Source organism: Pedobacter punctiformis (genome assembly GCF_027213715.1).
GTDB classification, from domain to species: Bacteria; Bacteroidota; Bacteroidia; order Sphingobacteriales; family Sphingobacteriaceae; genus Pedobacter; species Pedobacter punctiformis.
On the sequence record NZ_JAPWGM010000001.1, the window covers coordinates 540729 to 561926 of the forward strand.

15 protein-coding genes and 2 tRNA genes are annotated in these 21198 nt (G+C 36.8%); 9 read left to right on the forward strand and 8 right to left on the reverse strand.

Annotated features, from left to right (window positions below):
- The first annotated feature begins 11 nt into the window (after window positions 1–11).
- Window positions 12–845 carry a 30S ribosomal protein S2 gene (rpsB, locus tag O0955_RS02450; protein ID WP_269425938.1) on the forward strand — a complete coding sequence of 278 codons (834 nt, stop codon included), beginning with the start codon at window positions 12–14 and terminating at the stop codon, window positions 843–845.
- Window positions 846–974: 129 nt separating this feature from the next.
- Window positions 975–1820, forward strand: a complete 846-nt coding sequence (gene tsf, locus O0955_RS02455) for a translation elongation factor Ts (RefSeq protein ID WP_269425939.1) — start codon at window positions 975–977, stop codon at window positions 1818–1820.
- Window positions 1821–1874: 54 nt separating this feature from the next.
- Here the strand turns inward: tsf and O0955_RS02460 are convergent, their stop codons facing one another.
- Window positions 1875–3902: an O-antigen ligase family protein gene (locus tag O0955_RS02460; RefSeq protein WP_269425940.1), complete on the reverse strand. Its 2028-nt coding sequence runs from the start codon at window positions 3900–3902 to the stop codon at window positions 1875–1877.
- Window positions 3903–3988: 86 nt separating this feature from the next.
- Here O0955_RS02460 and nagA point away from each other — a divergent pair, with 86 nt between their 5' ends.
- The 6 genes from nagA (at window position 3989) to frr (ending at window position 12734) form a co-directional block, all read left to right on the forward strand.
- Window positions 3989–5080, forward strand: coding sequence for an N-acetylglucosamine-6-phosphate deacetylase (gene nagA / locus O0955_RS02465; protein WP_269425941.1), 1092 nt, complete (start codon window positions 3989–3991; stop codon window positions 5078–5080).
- A 25-nt stretch (window positions 5081–5105) separates the two neighbouring features.
- Window positions 5106–6068 carry an MBL fold metallo-hydrolase gene (locus O0955_RS02470; RefSeq protein WP_269425942.1) on the forward strand — a complete coding sequence of 321 codons (963 nt, stop codon included), beginning with the start codon at window positions 5106–5108 and terminating at the stop codon, window positions 6066–6068.
- A gap of 56 nt (window positions 6069–6124) precedes the next feature.
- Window positions 6125–9397, forward strand: coding sequence for a TonB-dependent receptor (locus tag O0955_RS02475; RefSeq protein ID WP_269425943.1), 3273 nt, complete (start codon window positions 6125–6127; stop codon window positions 9395–9397).
- 163 nt (window positions 9398–9560) lie between these two features.
- Complete coding sequence (locus O0955_RS02480; RefSeq protein WP_269425944.1) at window positions 9561–11186, forward strand: hypothetical protein; 1626 nt, start codon at window positions 9561–9563, stop codon at window positions 11184–11186.
- Window positions 11187–11324: 138 nt separating this feature from the next.
- Window positions 11325–12029 carry a UMP kinase gene (pyrH, locus tag O0955_RS02485; RefSeq protein ID WP_269425945.1) on the forward strand — a complete coding sequence of 235 codons (705 nt, stop codon included), beginning with the start codon at window positions 11325–11327 and terminating at the stop codon, window positions 12027–12029.
- A 141-nt stretch (window positions 12030–12170) separates the two neighbouring features.
- Window positions 12171–12734 carry a ribosome recycling factor gene (gene frr, locus O0955_RS02490; protein WP_269425946.1) on the forward strand — a complete coding sequence of 188 codons (564 nt, stop codon included), beginning with the start codon at window positions 12171–12173 and terminating at the stop codon, window positions 12732–12734.
- 63 nt (window positions 12735–12797) lie between these two features.
- Here frr and O0955_RS02495 read toward each other — a convergent pair whose 3' ends face one another.
- From O0955_RS02495 to O0955_RS02505, 3 genes are all read right to left on the reverse strand, one after another.
- On the reverse strand, window positions 12798–13829 hold the full coding sequence (locus O0955_RS02495; protein ID WP_269425947.1) for a LacI family DNA-binding transcriptional regulator: 1032 nt from the start codon (window positions 13827–13829) through the stop codon (window positions 12798–12800).
- 185 nt (window positions 13830–14014) lie between these two features.
- Window positions 14015–14158, reverse strand: a tRNA-Asp gene (locus tag O0955_RS02500).
- Between the two features lie 76 nt (window positions 14159–14234).
- Window positions 14235–14342, reverse strand: a tRNA-Asp gene (locus O0955_RS02505).
- A 153-nt stretch (window positions 14343–14495) separates the two neighbouring features.
- Between O0955_RS02505 and O0955_RS02510 the strand changes: the two genes are divergently transcribed.
- Window positions 14496–14972: an Lrp/AsnC ligand binding domain-containing protein gene (locus O0955_RS02510; protein ID WP_029287690.1), complete on the forward strand. Its 477-nt coding sequence runs from the start codon at window positions 14496–14498 to the stop codon at window positions 14970–14972.
- Between the two features lie 251 nt (window positions 14973–15223).
- Here the strand turns inward: O0955_RS02510 and feoB are convergent, their stop codons facing one another.
- The 4 genes from feoB to O0955_RS02530 form a co-directional block, all read right to left on the reverse strand.
- On the reverse strand, window positions 15224–17332 hold the full coding sequence (feoB, locus tag O0955_RS02515; protein ID WP_269425948.1) for a ferrous iron transport protein B: 2109 nt from the start codon (window positions 17330–17332) through the stop codon (window positions 15224–15226).
- Between the two features lie 10 nt (window positions 17333–17342).
- The gene (locus tag O0955_RS02520) at window positions 17343–17558 is read right to left on the reverse strand and encodes a FeoA family protein (RefSeq protein ID WP_269425949.1); all 216 of its coding nucleotides are present in this window, start codon (window positions 17556–17558) and stop codon (window positions 17343–17345) included.
- Between the two features lie 173 nt (window positions 17559–17731).
- Window positions 17732–20539: an outer membrane beta-barrel family protein gene (locus tag O0955_RS02525; RefSeq protein WP_269425950.1), complete on the reverse strand. Its 2808-nt coding sequence runs from the start codon at window positions 20537–20539 to the stop codon at window positions 17732–17734.
- Between the two features lie 259 nt (window positions 20540–20798).
- The gene (locus O0955_RS02530; protein WP_269425951.1) at window positions 20799–21197 is read right to left on the reverse strand and encodes a VanZ family protein; all 399 of its coding nucleotides are present in this window, start codon (window positions 21195–21197) and stop codon (window positions 20799–20801) included.
- Window position 21198 lies beyond the last annotated feature (1 nt).

Here is a 21198-nt window from a genome sequence, read left to right on the forward strand (position 1 = left end):
AGGCAAAGACAATGGCAAGAACAACTTATCAAGACTTATTGGATGCAGGTGTACACTTTGGTCACCTTACCCGTAAATGGAATCCAAAAATGGCTCCTTACATTTTCATGGAGCGTAATGGAATTCACATTATAGATTTAAACAAAACTTTAACTAAAACTGAAGAAGCTGCGGCTGCGATTAAACAAATCGTAAAATCAGGACGTAAAGTTTTATTCGTTTCTACTAAGAAACAAGCTAAAGGAATCGTAGCTGAACAAGCGAAAAAAGTAAATATGCCTTTCGTAACTGAACGTTGGTTAGGTGGTATGTTAACTAACTTTGCTACTGTTCGTAAGTCAATTAAAAAGATGTCTAACATCGATAAAATGACTAAAGACGGTACTTATGCGATCTTATCTAAAAAAGAGCGTTTAATGATTCAGCGTGAGCGTATTAAATTAGAATCACTTTTAGGTGGTATCGCTGATTTAAACCGTTTACCTGCAGCTTTATTCTTAATTGATGTTAAGAAAGAGCACATCGCAGTAACTGAGGCATTAAAATTAAACATCCCAACTTTTGCGATGGTTGATACAAACTCTGATCCTTCTAACATCGATTTCCCAATTCCGGCGAATGATGATGCTACAAAATCAATCTCTTTAATTACTGATGTAATTATCAAAGCTATTGAAGAAGGTTTAGATGAGCGTAAACGTGAAAAAGATGACGAAGCAGAAAAAGAAGCAGTAGCGGTTAAAGCTGCAGCTGATGCGCCAGAGGTTAAAGAACCAAGACGCAAAAAAACTGCTGAAGCTGAAGTTGAAGCATCTTCATCAGAAGAAGCTAAAACAGAAGAATAGTAATATTTTTTAATTGCAGGTTACTGGTTTCAGGTTTTAAGTTGGCTTAACATGAGTTTAACTTAGCGCTTGTAACTTGTAACCTGTAATTGTTATAACAAGATTGTAAATTTTAAAAAAGGAAATAAAATGTCTACAGTACAAATTACTGCCGCAGATGTAAATAAACTACGCCAACAAACTGGTGCTGGTATGATGGATTGCAAAAAAGCTTTAGTTGAAGCTAATGGCGATTTCGAAGCAGCTGTTGATTTATTGCGCAAAAAAGGTCAAAAAGTATCTGCCGCTCGTTCTGGTAATGCTACTTCTGAAGGTCTGGTATCCATCAATGTTTCAGCAGATGGCACAAATGGCAAATTAGTTGCTTTAGCTTGTGAAACTGAACCAGTTTCTAAAGTTGAAGATTTCCGTAATCTAGCTCAGGCTGTTTTAGCTGCTGCAGTTACCAGCAATCCTGCTTCTATTGAAGAATTATCAGCGATTACTTTGCAAGATGGACGTACAGTTGCCGAAACCATAACTGAACTAACGGGTAAAATCGGAGAGAAAATCGTTATTCAAGAGTACGCAAATATATCTGGCGAAAAAATCGTTTCTTATATCCACTCTAATGGCAAAATGGGTGTTTTAGTGGTATTTGAAGGTGCTAATGGCGTTGATATTACTGAAGCTGGTAAAGATGTTGCAATGCAAATTGCTGCAATGAACCCAGTTGCTGTTGATAAAGATGGTGTTGATCCTGCTACTATTGAACGTGAAATCGAAATTGCTAAAGATGTAATCCGTCAAGAAGGTAAACCAGAAGAAATGGTTGAGAAAATTGCTGCTGGTAAATTAAACAAATTCTACAAAGACAGTACTTTATTAAACCAGGAGTTTGTTAAAGACAGTTCAGTAGATGTTCGTAAATTTTTAGATAACACTTCTAAAGGTTTAACGGTATCTGCTTTCAAACGTGTACAATTAGGTGCATAAGCATTAATTAAATATTAAAAAAGTCCCTTGAAAAAGGGACTTTTTTTTTGCCCATTATTTTTTAATTGAGGCACTTATATTTAAAAGCGCCTGATCTTTTGGATAAAGCTTCAGACCTTGATCAACAATTTTTCGTAGCGGGGCATCATTATATCCGGCCAGCTTAAGAGACTGAGCATAATAAGAATAAGATTGCTCGTCTTTCCTGTATGTGTTATAAAGTTTAAACATATTAATCACCTCAGCGCTGTCTTTTTTCAATCCGGCATAATAACTCGCCATCCTGTAATAGTAAAAGTGTCGTGGTTTTAAATAAAAAGCCAGTTTACTATATTTAGTGGCACTATCTATTTTACCCATCTCTGTATAGATATTACATTTTAAGTAGGTATCATAAACTATATTAGGGCTAACATCGTGCATATTATCCAGCAGCTTAATGGCCTCATCAAATCTTTTCTCCTTTTGCAGATACTTTGCCTTTTTATACGCTATAGTTTCAGAATTCTCGGCAATGTTGGGAAAAGATGGAAACATTTGATTAACCTCTGCAAACTTCAGCTTCGGCATTGCGTTTGGAATATTATCAACGCTGTTCAAATCGTTATCCACTACAAACTGTGCTTTCATCGATTTCAAAACTGTAAAATGAGCGTAAACAACAATAACACTAATCAATAATGCAGATACTCCAAAGATTTTATTAAAATTTGATTTCGAAATGCTTTCCCCTGTTTCTTTATCAGAAATAGAGTTGGTAATAATAAAAGCCAGTAGGAGTGCCAGAAGAATCTGAATATTTGGCCTTTCAGAAGGGAAATTAAAAAAGGCATCAATAAAATAACCACTCAAACTTGCAAAAATGACTATTGCCATCATTTTTTTATCAAAATCATGTTTAGAGAACACAATTTTAATGGTAAAAATAAGGGCAAGCAAAAATATAGACAAGTAGATCAAACTATTTGGAATCCCTGTTTCACCTGCAATTTCTAAAAAGTCGTTATGCGGATGTTTAGAAAATACATTATCATCCAAAAGTGTTCGGGTGTATAATGGGGAATATAATTTCCAGTTTCCATACCCCACACCCGTTAAAGGTCTTTTAGAAATAAAATTAGCAGTCTCTTTCCAGTATTTTAAACGAATACTGGTGGCATCATTATTTTGATCAGTAATGGTTGTTAATCTATTCGTGAATGTCCCATATACAGAAGTGTTATCAGATTTTAAAGCTTTATTAATTGCATTCTGACTAATAAAAAAAGCAAAAGCATATACGCCAAAAAGCAATATGGAATTAAATTTAAACTGTTTAATTTCCTTACTTTTTATTTGCAGGTAAGCCAACCCACAGACTAAAACCAATAAGCTTATAATTAAACCCAAATAAGCAGATCTGGCATTAATCAGGAAAACCGTTAAAACCGCCAGCAATAATGACAATGCACTTAAATATTTAACAAAACCGTCTCTTTTAATTAAACAATAGATAATGATTGGAATTTTTATAACCAACGCTGCTGCAAAAATATTTTTATTGCCGGCCGTGCTTTGTATGTTGTTAATCAAAATGGACAGATTAACTTTACCCACACCGCTATAAAACTGCATTACAGCAGAGAAAGATTGGGCCAACACAATTAGCGTTACAATAAAACCAATATTCTTTAATAAATTATTTCGCTTATATAGGAACAAGCCAAAAATAAAGAACGCCGTTGCAACAGTAAGTAACCGGGCATAAATAACCAGGCTTTCAACTTTGTTTATGGCAACAAATATGGATAAGCCTGAAATAATGATAAATGCAAGATACAGCCAGGTAATACTATTTTTAAAGACTGGTTTTAATGCCGCATTAAAATCTTCATTTCTAAAAATGTAACAGGCCGAAATTAAATTAAGTATAGCAATTAAAAGCCAGTGAATGCCCATTTGATCCTGAATTTCCATTGCAGGAACACAATCTACGAGAAGATACAAACTGATCATAACCAATACAATATTACTGGTTAATTTGGATGGACCGCTTGTTAAAACCTGGGATGATTTAACTTCTTTATGCTTTTCGCCCTTCATTTAATTATATTTACTGCGAAAATTACCCTTTTTTTGAGATAATACAAATTTGAATCTCATTCTAATTTTAATAGTTTAATCAGTCCATGGCAAATTTACTTCAGAACTGTAGCTTTTATAAAAACGACACACTATTACCACATCAGGATATCCTTATTCAGGGTAAAACCATCAGCGAAATTAAACCGACAGCATATGCTGAAAATCCTCAAAATCTGGTTGTTCCCGGATTTATCGATCTTCAGATTTATGGTGCTGGCGGAAGGTTATTTTCAGCTGATCCTACTGTAGAATCATTAACGATAATAGAAGATGATTTACTAAAGAAAGGAACAACCGGCTTTTTAGCTTGCATGGCAACCAATACGCCTCAAGTTTTCAATGCTTGTATAACGGCAGCTAAGGCCCACTGGGCAACAGCAAAAAACTGTCTTGGCTTACATTTAGAAGGACCATTTTTAAATCCTAAACGACTAGGCGCACATGTTCCAGAGTTTGTTCGCAAAGCGACATTGGATGAAATTAAACAATTGCTCGAATTTGGTGATGGTGTAATTAAAATGATGACCATTGCACCAGAGCTTCAGGATGATGATGTGATCCAGTATTTATTGGATCATGGCGTAGTCGTTTCTTTAGGGCACAGCAACGCTACTTTTGATGAAGCTACAGCAGCTTACAATAAAGGTATTCAAACCACTACGCATTTATTTAATGCAATGAGTCCGATCCATCATCGCGAACCGGGAATCCCAACTGCAGTTTTTAGTCATAACAAAGCAATGGCCAGCATTATTGCCGATGGGCAGCATTTAGATTTTGAAGTGGTTAAATTTGCTCAGAAACTTTTAAAGGACCGCTTATTTTTAATTACTGATGCGGTTACCGAATGTTCTTCCGGGCCATATCAACATGTAAAAAAAGGAGATAAATATGTAATGCCCGATGGAACGCTATCCGGTTCTTCACTTACAATGCCACAAGCTGTTAAAAATTGCGTAACCAAATGCAACATCGATTTACCTGTTGCTTTAAAAATGGGCACATTATATCCGGCTAAATTAATTGGTATAGAAAATTTAACAGCTACAATTGAACCTGGGCATCAGGCTGATTTTGTCGTTTTAGATGACGAATTGAATTTAAAAAACGTAATCTTTAAAGGTAATCTTGTTTAAAAGTATTTCTTCAATCCAAATTATCATGTTAAAAAAGATTAGCTTAATTCTTCTCTTATTGGTTATATGTGCTACCCATGTTCAGTCACAACAAACCAATACCGCTTTTAAAATAATACCGCTTGGCGTTAAAGGCGGAGATGATGAAAGTAATTTATCAGCGTATATGCTTGCTCCAAAAGGCAGTGAAAATTATGTTTGTTTAGATGCAGGCACCATAAATGCCGGAATACAAAAAGCAATTGACCAAAAAACATTAAAAGGCATTAGCGAAGATATTCAACGCAAACAGATAAAAGGTTATTTAATATCTCACGCACATTTAGATCACGTTGCAGGCTTAATTATCAATTCTCCGGCAGATGCTGCAAAAAATATTTATGGTATGTTGCCCGTACTAAATATTCTTAGAGATAAATATTTTACCTGGGACGCCTGGGCCAATTTTGGAAATGAAGGAGAAAAACCACAGTTAAAAAAATATACTTATACCCCACTCGAAGAAGGGATTGTTTATCCCCTTGCAGAAACTGACATGAAAGTACAAGCTTACGAACTTAGTCATGGTAAACCTTATAAAAGCACCGCTTTTTTAGTTCAGGCAGGCAATAGTTATGTTTTGTATCTTGGAGATACCGGTGCAGATGAAATTGAAAAATCGGACAGACTCATAAAATTATGGCAAACCGTGGCTCCGCTTATTAATGCAGGTCGGTTAAAAGCTGTGTTTCTGGAGGTATCTTTCCCAAATGAGCAACCAGAAAATCAATTATTTGGTCACCTTACCCCAAAACTTTTTTTCAGTGAACTTGGCAAGCTTAAAGCCTTGACGGATGCAAATGCCATTAAAAAAGTTTCTTTCATTGTAACCCATATTAAACCTCCTCAGCATAACGCCGAGAAAATAAAACAACAACTGCTTTCAGAAAATATATTTAATTTAAATTTAGTATTTCCAGAACAAGGGAAACAGTTAACAATAAATTAATATAAGTAAAACATTATCTATAAGTAAGTCGGAGTATTTTTGCTAAAAAATTACTCATGAAAAAAACCTTACTTCTGTTTACAACATTTCTATTTTTAATCCTCTTAAAAATAGATGCTGTAGCACAAAATGAAACAACAGCCTCTATAAATGGTATGGTTGCCGATGCTAAAGGGCCAATCAGCGGAGCTACTGTTATTGCTATACACGAACCATCAGGTTCGAGATATGCTACTTCTACCCGATCGGATGGCCGTTACAATTTACCAGCCATGCGTATTGGTGGTCCTTACTCAATCACGGTGTCTTTTATTGGTTTCAAAAATCAAACACAACGCATTGAAAAATTAGCCCTTGGCCAAAGTTCTACTTTAAATGTTACCCTAAGCGAAGATGCCAGCAATTTATCTGAGGTTACGGTGTCGGGCAAACAAAGCAAAGTTTTTAACTCAGGCAGAACCGGAGCGTCGCAAAATATTTCCAGAACGGCAATTCAAAACTTACCCACTTTAAACAGGAGTTTTACCGATTTTGTTAAGCTTACACCTCAGTTCTCTTTACAGTTTGGAAGCCCAAGTATTGCAGGAAGAAGTAACCTGGCCAACAATTTTACGGTAGATGGAGCCCTGTTTAATAATGCTTTCGGTTTACAAGGCACCATTGGTAGCCAAACCAGTTCTCAGCCGATTAACATGGATGCATTTGAAGAAATTACTGTAAATATCGCCCCGTATGATATTCGTCAAAGTGGTTTTACAGGTGCAGCAATAAATGCAGTAACCAGAAGTGGTACAAATGAGTTTCAAGGTTCATTAAATACTTACTATAGAAATCAGGATTTGGTAAGCGACTACAATTATGCCGGGTTAAAAGCACCGGTAACTAACTTTAGCCTTAAAGGTTACGGTTTCACTTTGGGCGGGCCAATTATTAAAAATAAATTATTCTTTTTCGCCAGTGGAGAATTAGAAAGAAGATCAGATCCCGGAACCGGCTTTTCAGCTTCAAGAGGTGGAAGTACCGGTCCAAATATATCTCAGGCAAAAGGAGAAGATTTAGATAAATTAAGTTCTTTCTTGCAAACGCTTGGCTATGACCCCGGTGCTTATGAAAACTATGCCTTGAAAACGAGAAGCGATAAATTATCGGCCAAATTAGATTACAATATTGATGATAAAAACACTTTAAGTTTAAAGTATTTCTATTTCAGATCTTACAAAGATATTTTACCAAGTAATAGTGGTGCGCCAAAAAATAACCGTCAGCCATCACAATTGGGTCTTCCGTTTCAATCGGCAGGCTACGGAATTAACAATAACATGGACAACGTTAATCTGGAGTTCAGGACACGTTTTAACAATAAATTTTCCAATCAGTTAACGGTTGGTTACAACAGCATGAACGATTTCAGAGAGTCAAAAGGTAACAAACCTTTTCCTCTTGTTGATATTATGAATCCTGACGGAAGTTCTTATACTGCTTTTGGTTACGAACCTTTTACTGCGTTTAACACCTTAAAGACTAAAGTTTACCAGATTACAGATAACTTTAATATTTATGCAGGTCGTCACGAAATAACATTGGGAGCCAATTATGAAGGCTACAGAACGCTTAACGGTTTCGCTCCAAACTATTATGGCGCCTATACTTTTAACAGCCTTGCTGATTTTTACAACAGTGCAAATAATGGCGTATCCAATGCAACAAAATACCAGATTCAATATTCGGTTATGCCTGATGGATCATTCCCTTATGCAGAAATCCAGTCAAATATGTACGGTTTGTATGCGCAGGATGCTTTTACCGTTAGCGATCAGTTAAAATTAACAGCCGGTTTACGTGCAGATTTAACCAATGTTTCTTCACCCGCATCATTTAGCAATCCAAATGTAGAAAAGTTAACTTTCGAAAATGGAGAAAAAATCGACGTTGGCCGGTTTCCTAAAAGTTCTATTTTGTGGTCGCCGCGTTTAGGTTTTAACTGGGATGTGAATAATGCCGGCAAAACACAGGTACGAGGTGGTACAGGATTATTTACCGGAAGACCTCCCCTAGTTTGGGTATCTAATCAGGCCAGTAATAATGGGGTTCAGTTTGGTTCAGAATCTATTACCAACCCAACAAACAGACCTTTTACTCCGAATGTTGATGCTTATAGAAATGTAAACAAAGCTACTGCAGCAAATAACACAGCCTATAATCTTGCTGTAACTCAACAGGATTTTAAATTTATGCAGGTTTGGCGTTCCAATTTAGCCATCGACCAGAAATTACCTGGTGGCGTTACCGGAACCATTGAAGCGTTATATTCAAAAGATATTAATTCTGTTTATTTCCGCAATGCAAACTTAAACACTTCTGCATATACCCTTTTAAAAGGTGCCGATAACCGTCCGAGATACACCAGTTCAAGAATTTATGGATCTGCAACCCCTACCCCTGCAAATCCAAATATTTCTGATGCAATTGTAATGACCAATACCAATAAAGGCCATAGCTTATCAATCACCGGAACATTATCAAAAGAGTTTGCAGGTGGTCTTTTTGCGACCGCTGGCTATACTTATACCGACTCAAGATCAGTTAATGATGGTGGCTCTATTGCTCAATCGATGTGGAGAGATCGTCAGGTTTCCGGCAGCCCAAATACAGATGCACTTTCATATTCAAGCTACATGGTTAAAAACCGTTTTATTGCATCTGTAGTTTACAGAAAAGAGTATATCAACCACTTAGGAACAACATTTTCTATGTTCTACCAATTGCAAGATGGTTTCAGGTATTCTTATACTTATGGAAACGATTTAAACAATGATGGTTTAAGTGGCAACGATTTAATTTTTGTACCGGCAAATAAATCTGATATTGTTTTAGTACCAGAAAATGCCGGTGATACCCGCACGGCTGATCAGCTTTGGGCTCAATTAAACAGCTACATCAGTCAGGATAGCTATTTGAATAAAAAGAGAGGTCAGTATGCACAAAGAAATGGCCTTGTTGGTAATGTAATCGGTACGCTTGATATTCGCCTTGCACAAGATTTATTTGCAAGCCTGAAAGGTAAAAAGCATTCGCTTCAACTTACTTTTGATATTTTCAATTTTGGAAATATGATCAATAAAACCTGGGGAGTTCCAAAATTTGCCAATAGAGCTAATGGCCTTCTTAACTTTAAAGGAGTGGATGCCGTATCAGGTAAACCTACATTTTCTTTCCCTTACCTAAATGCAGAGAACAACGTACCTTTAGTTAATACATTTTCAAGCAGTATTGATGAAACTGCCCGCTGGAGAATCCAGTTCGGATTAAGATATAGATTTAATCAATAATCTTTTTAAACTATATAAGCAATTAAAAATGGCTGGGTTGAATATCAACCCAGCCATTTTTTTATCAAAAAAGTGATAATCTAAATGTAATAAGGGGACAACAATTGATTAACATAATTAAGGTAGGTTTAAGGCATTAAACATTTTCAATCTATTAATTATTATGAAAAAACAATTAAAATTAACCGGCATCGCTTTTATTGCGTTTGCAACATTATTAAGCTTTAACGGCTGTAAAAAACAAGAAATTGAAACCAGTCAAAGTGCTTCCCTTAAGACAAAATCATTAGGAGTTGCTTCTGCAAATGCTGCACTTGCCGTACAAACTGTAGAAAATTTTGAAGTAGGTTCAACCAGCCCTAAAACGGCTTATGATGTTTCTCCTGCAGGCTCAGCAAGTGGGGATGATGTTACGCTTAACGGGAAATCGTGGAATTTATTCGATGCCTTAATCGGAAATCTTGCTGCAGATAAAAAAAATGGATCATGGTCTGCCCGTATTCGTAATTCGGGAAAAATCACCATGCAGTTTGACATTGCAACAGGCATTAATACAGTAAGCATTCAACATGCTACTTATGGTACCGATGCAGCCAGTCAGTGGGGTTTATGGTATTCAACCAATGGTGGAAGCAGCTGGACACAGTCTGGCGCTAACATAACCAGTACATCAACCCTACAAACACAATTATTTACGTTAAATCTTACCGGAAATGTTCGCTTAGAAATCAGGAAACTTTCAGGTGCTTCAAACAGAATTAATTTTGATGATATTACCATTAACGATAATGGTGGTGGCACTGATCCGGGAACAAATCCTGTAATTACTGGTAAGAAGTTTTTATTTGATGCTTCAAAACTAGAAAATGCAGGTAGTGCCGACTGGCAAATAGATGCAGATGGAACTGAAAATGTTCCAAGCTATCAGGGTGGAACAACTGTTGAACTTAAAGCACAAAGATTTCCAACACCATCTTACACCGGTATAACTGCCTCAACTCCTGAAACCTATTGGAAAGGCGCCATGTCTGCCTGGGCGGTAGAACTGGTAAAGCGTGGTGAGCTGGTAGAAACTTTACCCGTTGGTACCGCGATCACTTATGGAGATACTTCTAATCCACAGGATTTAAAAAATTACGATGTATATGTCGTTATTGAACCAAATAAATTATTTACTGCTGCTGAGAAAACTGCAATTATGAATTTTGTGGCTAACGGTGGTGGTTTAATGATGGTGGCCGATCATACTGCGGCAAGTACAGCCGGAACAGATGCCAATGGTTATAATCCTTCAGACAGAGATGGTGATGGTTACGATTCGCCAAGAGTTTGGAATGATTTAATGAGCAATAATGGCATTAACAATAACAAGCCTTTTGGTTTCAATGTGGATTATGTTGACATCAGCGAACAACCAAGTACCAAGGTTTACACTGGAACCAGCACTAGTGCTAATCTGGTTTTAAATGGAGCTGCCGGAAATGCTTCAAAATTAGCTTTCTATAATGGTGCAACTGCAACCCTATTTCCTGCGCAAAACTCTACTGTTCAGGGGTTATTTTGGAGAATGAGCAGTACTTTAGGTAGTAACAATGGCGTTATGGCACTAATTTCGACTTATGGAAGCGGCAGAGTAGCTTTTGTTGGCGATAGTTCTTCTTCTGATGACGGAACCGGAGATACAAATGATAATCTATTTAATGGCTGGTCTGGCGATGCACCGTCTGGATACACCTCTCATCCGGCTTTGCATTTAAATGCATCGTTATGGCTTGCTAAAGCACAATAACTAATCCAATCTGATAACAAAAGGGGCGATAAGAAAATATCGTCCCTTTTTATTAATTACACTTAACCTAATTAAATATTTACATCAATTATTAAAACGATAGCCCGTAAGTAAAAAATTGTTAATATTTTTGGGGTCATGAAGTACAAACGCATCCTACTTAAACTTAGCGGCGAGTCGCTAATGGGCGAAAAACAATATGGCATTGACAATGAACGTGTTAAACAGTATGCTGAAGACATAAAAGCTGTACACGATAAAGGCCTTGAAATCGCAATCGTAATTGGTGGTGGAAATATTTTTAGAGGTTTAAGTGCCGAAAAAAGTGGAATGGACAGGGCGCAGGCCGATTACATGGGCATGCTTGCTACGGTAATAAATTCTATGGCTTTGCAAGATGCTCTGGAAAAAGTTGGTTTAAAAACCCGTTTACTTACAGCCATTAAAATGGAACAAATTTGCGAACCATTTATCCGCAGAAGAGCTGTTCGTCACTTAGAAAAAGGCCGTATTGTTATTTTTGGAGCAGGTACAGGTAATCCATATTTCACAACCGATTCTGCTGCTGCATTACGGGCCATTGAAATTAAAGCAGATGCTGTGTTAAAAGGTACACGTGTAGATGGCATTTATACTGCTGATCCTGAAAAAGATCCAAATGCGACTAAATACACCGAAATTTCTTTCAAAGAGGTTTATGATAAAGGTCTGAATGTTATGGATATGACGGCTTTTACACTTTGTGAAGAAAACAAAGTTCCAATTATTGTTTTTGATATGAATAAACATGGTAATTTTATGAAAATTGCCATTGGTGAACCAATTGGTACACTGGTAAGATAAAAAAACATTTTTCCCGGCTTCAACTTCTATTCTCATAACTCAATCCCTGGTATATCATGGGCTTGCTTGTGGGATATTCACATGAATACCGAAGCAGAGAAATAAAATAATATTTATATTTTTGTAGAAATACACACAATTATGAATGACCTCATAAAGTTACAATTAATGGATGCTCAATCTTCAATGGATAAAGCTATTGATCATTGTGAATCTGAATTAACCAAAATCAGAGCCGGAAAAGCCTCGGCAGGAATGCTTGATGGTATTTTTGTTGATTACTATGGTGCATCAACAGCACTTTCGCAGGTGGCAAGTATTAATACGCCGGATGCAAGAACGCTTATTGTTCAACCCTGGGAAAAATCTCTTTTAGTGCCTATTGAGAGAGCTATACAAGAAGCCAACATCGGAATTAATCCTCAAAATGATGGTATTGTAATCCGTTTAGTTGTACCTCCTTTAACTGAAGAACGTCGTAAAGATTTAGTTAAAAAGGTAAAAGAAGAAGCAGAACGCGGCCGCATTACTGTTCGTAACATCCGTAAAGATGCCAACGAAAAGATTAAAAAATTAAAAGGGGACGGAGTTTCTGACGATGAAATTAAAACCGGAGAAGGCGAAGTGCAAAAGTTAACAGATGCTTATATCATTAAAGTAGATAAGCACGCCGAAGCTAAAGAAAAAGACGTTATGACTGTTTAAAGAACAGTAAAACTAAATATTTTGAAAAGGGAGCAGATGATCTGCTCCCTTTTTTATTTTTAACTATTTAACTGTTTGGCTCTTCCTTAAACTGGATCCTCTTATATTCAAAACAGCCGGCAAAATAGATTCAGTATATTCAGAACTGCCTTTATCTGAATTAAGTTTTGACAATAAGGTTTTCATAATTCTTTCTGCAATGGCTTCCAGTGGTTGTGCTATTGCAGTAACTGGTGGGTTACAAAACTCCAGTAATTCGAAATCATCAAAAGAAACGACTGCAAGATCTTCAAGGATATTAATTTCCATTTGTCTGAAAGTTCTTAAACCATCCATGCAAATATAATTCGCTGCAAATATTACAGCATCCAGTCCCTCTTCTGTACTAAAAAAGTGAGTCATTTGTTTAATGGAATCAGCAGAATTTACATAATTTAATTTCTTAATGTGTAAAGATAGATTGTGTTCCTTAATGGCTTGCTCATAACCAGCCAGGCGATCAATCATTTGCTGCTGTTCTGTATCAATGGTTATAAAGCCAATATTTTTATATCCGTTATCAATTAAATGTTGAGTGGCTTCATAAGTACTCCCCTGATTATCGATAACCACATAATCTGTTTTTAACTCAGGCACATACCTATCAAATAGCACGACTGGTTTTTTTGTTTGGATTAACTTACTGATTTCATTTTCCAGCCCTTCGGGAAGTGCAATAATATAACCATCAACATGCCTGTCTCTAAAAATCTGGAGTAATTCTATGGCTTTCTTCTGATCATTCCTGGTGCTGCTAAAAAGAATTTTATAGCCCATTTCTGAAGCTTTTTCATCAATAAAACGAGCGATTCCGGAGAAAAAGGGTTCAGAAATATCATCTACTAAAAAACCTAGAATCTTTGTTTTGCCGGTTCTTAAACTTTTGGCAAGCGCATTTGGCTGATAGTCGAGTTTTTCAACCAGATCCAAAACTCTTTTAGCGAGGGCGTCACTGATATTTTTTTCTTTTGCTTTTCCATTAATTACAAAAGATACTGTGGTTATAGAAACATTTAGTTGACTTGCGATGTCTTTAATTAGAATTTTCTCTTTCATTTATTACTGATACAAACCGATACGGGATTTGGGCTGAAATATAATGAATTATTTACAGTGGATAATAGCGCAGGCATGAAAAAGTTAACAAAAAATTTACACGGCCATTTAGAATAATATTTAAAAAGAAAAAGAGCAACCCATCCAGATTGCTCGATTAACTAACTTATTATTCATAAAAAATGCTGTTGGGGAAGGAGTCGAACCTTCAAGGGGTAGTTAGCTACAGTTCAAAAAATTAATTGTGGTCAACCCAATAAACTGCGTTTGTCCCATTATTCCCCACCACCGAGACAAGGAGGCGTGTCTGCCAATTTCACCACCCAACATTATATAGTTTTTAGTGTTAAGTCGAGCCTTAATCTCTATTAAAGACTAAGGGCTTCTGACTCTGAACTAAAACAGCTGTAGGGGAAGGAATCGAACCTTCAAGGAGTGGTTAGCCATTGCTGGTTTTCCATATTCTCCGCCACCGAGACAAGGAGGTGTGTCTGCCTGTTTCACCACCCTACAGTATGTTTAGCATTTAAAAGAACGTTCCTTTTTGTTAATTGCTTGATACAAATGTAAAGGAACAAGCAATATCTTGCAAATATTTTAAACATTTAATTTTATTTTTGTGATATTAATAAATTATTTTAAATTTGATTATCAAAATTCAAAAATATGCTTAAAAAAGACAATTCCAATTTAGAAATTGACAACCTGGACATTGATATATTGAAACAATTAATGCAGGATGCCACTAAACCTTATACAGAAATTGCAAAAGATTTGATTGTTTCGGGTGGCACTATACATGTAAGAATGAAAAAATTACATGAGATGGGTATTATTAAAGGCTCACATTTAATCATCGACCCACAGAAGGCGGGTTACGATATCTGTGCTTTTCTGGGTATTTATTTAGAAAAAGGGATTCAGTATAAGGATGCAGTTGCTCAATTGAGTAAAATTAAAGAAGTAGTAGAATTACATTACACTACCGGGGCATATAGTATGTTTGCCAAAATTATCTGCAGAGATACGAATCACCTGCGTCATGTATTGAATGAAGAGATACAGGCTGTTAATGGCATCCAACGTACAGAAACGTTAATCTCGTTAGAAGAAAGTATTAAAAGACAAATAGAATTGGGATAGTGTTTAAGATTAAAGCGGAAATACTAAAGTGAAAATTTAGCCTGGTGTGGTATCTGGTCTTAAATAATTATACTACAGCAGCCATTTAGACCCGATTGCAACGGTATCCCCCGATTTTTTCAATCGGGGATTAAGTGCAAAGCGGGAAGAAATTTTAATCATTGCTCTATCTCTGCTCTCCAAATCCAGAATAACATGCTTAGGCTCCAATCAGATTGCCCCAGTTACGCAAAAAGAGTGAAGACAGAAACCTATTTTAACAACTGATAAGCAACTAATGCAGCAAGATAGGCCATGGTTGTCATATAAGCCAGCTGAATTACGGGCCATTTCCATCCTTTTGTTTCTCGGTATACAATGGCAACCGTACTCATGCATTGCATAGCGAAAGCGTAGAAAAGCATTAAGGATATACCTGCTGCAAATGAGTAAACGGGCAAACCGGTTTTGCTATTTACAGAAGCAGCCATTCTTTCTCTTATGGTCGTGCTATCTTCCCCTCCGCCATCTACACTATAAATGGTAGCCATAGTACCAACAAAGGCTTCCCTTGCAGCGAAAGAGGTGATTAAGCCTATGCCTATCTTCCAATCGTAACCAAGCGGGCGTATTGCAGGTTCAATAAAATGACCAAGAATACCAACATAAGAATTTTCAAGTTTCTCTGTCGCCACTAAAGTTTTTATGTGGTCTGTATTTTTTGTGGTATCTGTTAAAGCAGATTCGTATTTTTTATCAATATTCTCAAAACGGTTTCCCGGTCCAAAAGATGCCATCACCCAAAGTATAATCGAAATGGCGATAATTACCTTACCGGCTTCAAAAACAAATGTTTTAGATTTCTCGTACATGGTATAGAAAACATTTTTCCATCTTGGCATGCGGTAAACCGGTAGTTCCATAATGAAATAAGATTTTTCTTTTGATTTAATTACAACCTTCATTACCCACGCCACTAAAACCGCGGCAACGAAGCTCACCAGGTACATAACCATTAATGCCAGTCCCTGGATGTTTACAATACCCATAATATTTCTGGAAGGTATTATAATTGAAATTAAGAGGATATAAACCGGTAACCTTGCCGAACAGCTTATTAAAGGGGTAACCATAATGGTAATCATCCTGTCTTTCCAGTTTTCGATATTTCTTGCGGCCATTATGGAAGGAACTGCACAGGCTAAACCTCCAATCATAGGCACTACCGACTTACCGTTAAGACCAACCTTACTCATAATTTTATCCATCATAAAGGTTACCCTGGCCATGTAGCCGGTGTCTTCCAAAATGGAGATAAATGCAAATAATATGGCGATTTGAGGGATAAAGACAAAAATACCGCCTAAACCGGCCACTACACCATCCAGTAAAAGATCGGTTAGCATACCTGCGGGCAAGTATTCGTGCCCGGAAGAGGTAATCCAGCCAAAACCCGTTTCAATCCAGGCCATTGGATAGGATGACCAGGCAAATATGGCATTAAAAATGATGAATAAAATAAGCAGGAAAATGGCAAAGCCCCAAACTTTATGCGTTAAAACGGCGTCCAGTTTATCGCTGAATGAAAACTTTTTAGCGGTGCCTTTATCAATAACCACATCTGATAAGATGGTACCTAAATGTTTATAGCGGGCAATGGTTTCGGCGGCTTGTGCTTTAGAGGATTCGAAATGATGGGATTGTTCAATCTCTTCAATTTCTAACTGATCTTTTTCATCAAAAAAAGTTAAATGTTCATGCTGATGCAAAACCTGCAACGCATAATAATTATTATCTGTATTTATTCTTTCTTTTATGGCATTAATAGCTTCTGGAGCAAGGAAATGAAGATCGACTTCATTAATCTGGGTGGCTATTTTAGTTGTATTGGCTATTGCTTCTTTTAATTTATCAAGACCTATATTGTTTCTGGCCGAGATGTTTACCACCTGAACACCCAGTTTTCCGGCGAGCTTATCGGTATTAATTTCAATGCCTTGTTTGGTTGATAAATCTACCATATTTAAGGCAAGAATCATTGGGATTCCCAGATCGGCAACCTGAGAATATAAAAGCATATTACGTTTCAGGTTGGATGCATCGGTAACTAAAACGATAACGTCGGGATGGCTACTATTGCCTTTATCGGCCAAAACCTGAAAAACGATACTCTCATCATTACTTTTTGGATACAAACTGTATGTACCGGGTAAATCGATAATTTCGGCTTCTTTGTCTCCGCTAAGTTTTGCAACACCTGTTTTCTTATCTACAGTAATGCCTGGAAAATTTCCTATTTTTTGATTTAACCCTGTTAAACGGTTAAAGAGAGTAGATTTACCTGTATTGGGATTTCCAACTAACGCAACTTTAATATCCAAACCAGCTTATTTATTGAATGATAATAACTTCGGCCTCACTTTTACGTAAGCAAAGTTGATAGCCCGCCACACGAATGGCCATCGGATCGCCAAGTGGAGCAAAACGCTCTACTTCTACAACTTCGCCCGGCAAGCAGCCCATTTCCATCAGTTTAACCGACATTTCCAAATCTGTAAATGCCACTATTGTTCCTGTTTGCCCAACCTTTAAATGCGAAAGTTTCATGTGCTAAATTTGTCGCAAGTTAACCTTTCTTTAGATTTATTCCAAATAAGATAAATCATCCTAAACTAAAGTTTTACCAGCCGAGTCATGAATCGGTAGAAGTGTATGCAAAAAGTTATGTATGCAAAAGAGGCTCATTAAAAACGAGCCTCTTTTATTATTTGAAATACAAATTACATTCTCATGCGCATGCCACCACCGTTGCCCCCACCACGTTGTCCGGGCATTTGCATATCAGAGCCCATGTTTCTGCCCCCAATACGGGTTAATGAATAGGTGAACGATAACATGTAGTAACGTTTTAATACATTATAATTTAAATCCGTTATAGAAGTACCTGAAGTTGTTCTTGAAATTCCTGAGTTTTGATTTAAAGCATCGTTTACAGAGAATTTAAATGTTCCGCGGTTTTTAAAGAACTGACGGCTGATATACGGGTTCAGGATTGTGTATTCCCGATTGTATAAATCGCCTCCACCAAAATTTCTAAAGTAATCTATATCCAGTGCAAGTCGGATATTGGCCGGAAGCACATAACTGATATCAAAACTTGGGTTAATGGTATAATATTGTGTATTAGCCGATTGTTGAGCGGAGAAAGTTGAATGGGTATAACTTCCGGTAATACCGCCTGTTAAATCAAACTTATCTACGTTTGTTACCAATTTATAACCGTTAGATATGGTATAACTGTTGGTTATATTTTTGGTTGGAATACTAGAACCCACCGGTGTAATGAAGTTTACATTTCTGCTGTAAGATCCATTTCCTGAAATGTTAAGGGTTAATTTACGCTCGGCCATTAAAGGTAAAGACCAGGTTGCATTTGCGTTACCTGAATAAACGCCATCAACATTTATATAACCTACCTCCTGTTTACCACCTGCAAGTGGTCTAACACTATTACCAATACTGTTAAAGGTTTGGGTTAAATTTATACCCGCAAAGAAAAACCGACCGGTTTCAATATTAAAATTGTTAAAATTGATTCTCAATTGGTTATTAAAAGATGGTTTTAAATTAGGGTTACCAACATAAGAAGTATTCGAATTGGTATTATCCGGTATAGGTTGAATCTGATCGATAGAAGGCTGATTAGTAGAACCGCGATAATTAATAAATAAACGTTTACGGTTACTGAAATTATACCTGAACTGTGCCGAAGGCGTAATGTTTATAAAATTTTGTGTACGTCTGAGCCCCGTGGTCAGGTTTGTATTTACCCTATTGGTTTGTTGCGCTGCAACGCCAATATTCCAGTTGTATTTTTTCTCGGTTGTAGTAAAACTTAACCCTGCTGCATTGGTTAAAGTACGGTTGTTATAAATATTTGAATAGTAATCATCCAATAAATCATATTGCAGTGTAAGCGGATTATAATTATACACGTCGCGTTGCGAATCGTTGTTAGAATAACCGTTTTGATAATTAAACTCCAGGCTTAAAGTTTTATTCAATGGTTCCGTATAAACAAGTCTGGTTGTATTATTGATAGAATGACTATTGGTATTATTTAACTGATTGGTTAATGGATATGTTGTAATCCCTGCCAACATAATTGTATCCTGCCTGAAGTTCAGGTTAGTACCATCATTATCGTTAATATTAGTGTTAACATTTAAGGATAAAGTACGCCCTCTGCGTTTAAAACTTTTTCTAACCAATAAATTATTGCTAATTGCGGGTGTAGAGGCACTGGTTGTATTTCGTTGAAAACCGTTCCTGGATGAAGTTACATCATCACTGTTGTAAGTAACAAGGCTGTTCCCGTCTGTTTCGGTAAAGGCTACGTTGGGTTGAATTTTAATAGATAAAGAAGGATCAATTTTAGTATCTATCATAAAATTGAAGCGGTGATTGGTCCGGTCAGTGTTACTGTTAGAGTTTTGAAAAATATTTGAAGTTGTGGTTCCCAATAAATTTTGGGTAGTTGAATTCTGGATACTTTCTGAGCTTGCTTTATTAAAGAAATAACTGGCCTGAACCTGGGTTCCGTCTCCATAGACATTGGCAAAGTTTAAACCAGCTGCATTCGTATTGGTAATACCGCCGCTTCCACCAGATCCGCCGCCACCATTACCACCACGGCCGCCACCACCTCCACCAAAGCCGTTACCCACGCCACCGCCTTGACCAAAGTTTTGTTTATTAACGTTATTAAATTGTCCGATAAAACTAATCTGCTGATCATTATCAAACTTATTAACGTTTAAACTGGCATCATAACGGTCATCAGATCCATAACCAACTGTACTGTTTCCAAAGTAACCGTGTTTCATTCCATTTTTCGTGGTAATGTTCAGAATTTTATTTCTCGTTCCATCATCAATACCAGTAAACTGCGCCTGTTCTGAAAGTTCGTCAATTACCTGGATTTTATCAACCATATCTGCAGGCAGGTTTTTAGTCGCCAATAGCGGATCGTTTCCAAAAAACTCTTTGCCATCTACTTTTACTTTCGTAATGGTTTCGCCCTGTGCTTTCACACTACCGTCTTTAGCTACTTCCACGCCCGGCACTTTCTTTAAAAGGTCTTCCACCACTGCGTTTTCTCTAACCTTTATAGATTTAGCGTCAAATTCAAGCGTGTCTTTTTTTACAACGATTGGAATTGTCGCCGTTACGTTAACGGTTTTTAAATCTACCCCGTCATCGGCCATCTGTATTTCGCCAACATTTACGGCTGCTTTTGCCACTTCAACATCTTTTGTGGTGGTTTTTAAACCTAAAAAAGCTGCAAAAATGCGGTATTTACCAGCCGCAATATTTTTGAATGAAAAAGTTCCATCCGGATTAGTTTGTCCTGAAGCAACTACACTCGAATCCTTTAGGCTTTTAATGGCCACAGTTGCAAAATCTATAGGTTGTTTATCTTTGGCATTTACCAGTTTACCACTTATAGCGCCTGTATTTTGAGCGTGCGCAACGTATCCACAGCATATAAGAACAAGTAATATTGCTCCTTGAAAGTTCTTTTTCATTAAAAAAATTTAGATATACTAATTACAAAACTATGCTATCAGACTAGTGTAATGCTGAAAGGTTTGTTAAGAATTGTTAAAAGTCAGGTAACATTTTAAATACAGCCGGATGGGGATGGGCTATATTTTGACCAGGGGATATAAAAATTGTTATTTGCGTTGTGCAGGATAGCTTTGATAATATACTTTAGGGCAGTTGCATCCTTTTTTAAAAATACCGCATCCACTTAGGCTTATAACCACAATCAGGCACATTAAACTAACTATCTTTTTCATTGAAATTTAATTTATGTAACAAAACATAACTAAAAACAGCCATACAGGCACCAAGCATATCACAGGTAAAATCCCACCATTCGGCAGACCGGTAGGTAAAAACCTTCCATTGTAATAATTCTATCCCACCACCTATTATGGCATTAATCAGTAATATTTTGAAGATCGTTAAAGTTCTGAAACCGAAGCTATGCTGATATTTTATTTTTCCGTAGAACAAAAGTACAGAAAGGATAAAGAAAAAACCCAGATGGGCCATCTTATCAAATCCCTCAAAGAAAAAACCACCGCTTTCCGTTTCAGGCATTCTCATATTACAAAGCACTAAAATGACCACAGTCCAAAAGATGGCCCATTTTTGTCGTTTTAGTGCTTTGTACATG

Coding starts and splice junctions, on each gene's coding strand:
- O0955_RS02470 (WP_269425942.1), top strand. CDS start 5,106: ATGTTAAAAAAGATTAGCTTAATTCTTCTCTTATTGGTTATATGTGCT.
- O0955_RS02530 (WP_269425951.1), bottom strand. CDS start 21,197: ATGTACAAAGCACTAAAACGACAAAAATGGGCCATCTTTTGGACTGTG.
- O0955_RS02475 (WP_269425943.1), top strand. CDS start 6,125: ATGAAAAAAACCTTACTTCTGTTTACAACATTTCTATTTTTAATCCTC.
- nagA (WP_269425941.1), top strand. CDS start 3,989: ATGGCAAATTTACTTCAGAACTGTAGCTTTTATAAAAACGACACACTA.
- O0955_RS02460 (WP_269425940.1), bottom strand. CDS start 3,902: ATGAAGGGCGAAAAGCATAAAGAAGTTAAATCATCCCAGGTTTTAACA.
- O0955_RS02510 (WP_029287690.1), top strand. CDS start 14,496: ATGCTTAAAAAAGACAATTCCAATTTAGAAATTGACAACCTGGACATT.
- rpsB (WP_269425938.1), top strand. CDS start 12: ATGGCAAGAACAACTTATCAAGACTTATTGGATGCAGGTGTACACTTT.
- O0955_RS02520 (WP_269425949.1), bottom strand. CDS start 17,558: ATGAAACTTTCGCATTTAAAGGTTGGGCAAACAGGAACAATAGTGGCA.
- tsf (WP_269425939.1), top strand. CDS start 975: ATGTCTACAGTACAAATTACTGCCGCAGATGTAAATAAACTACGCCAA.
- pyrH (WP_269425945.1), top strand. CDS start 11,325: ATGAAGTACAAACGCATCCTACTTAAACTTAGCGGCGAGTCGCTAATG.
- O0955_RS02525 (WP_269425950.1), bottom strand. CDS start 20,539: ATGAAAAAGAACTTTCAAGGAGCAATATTACTTGTTCTTATATGCTGT.
- O0955_RS02480 (WP_269425944.1), top strand. CDS start 9,561: ATGAAAAAACAATTAAAATTAACCGGCATCGCTTTTATTGCGTTTGCA.
- frr (WP_269425946.1), top strand. CDS start 12,171: ATGAATGACCTCATAAAGTTACAATTAATGGATGCTCAATCTTCAATG.
- O0955_RS02495 (WP_269425947.1), bottom strand. CDS start 13,829: ATGAAAGAGAAAATTCTAATTAAAGACATCGCAAGTCAACTAAATGTT.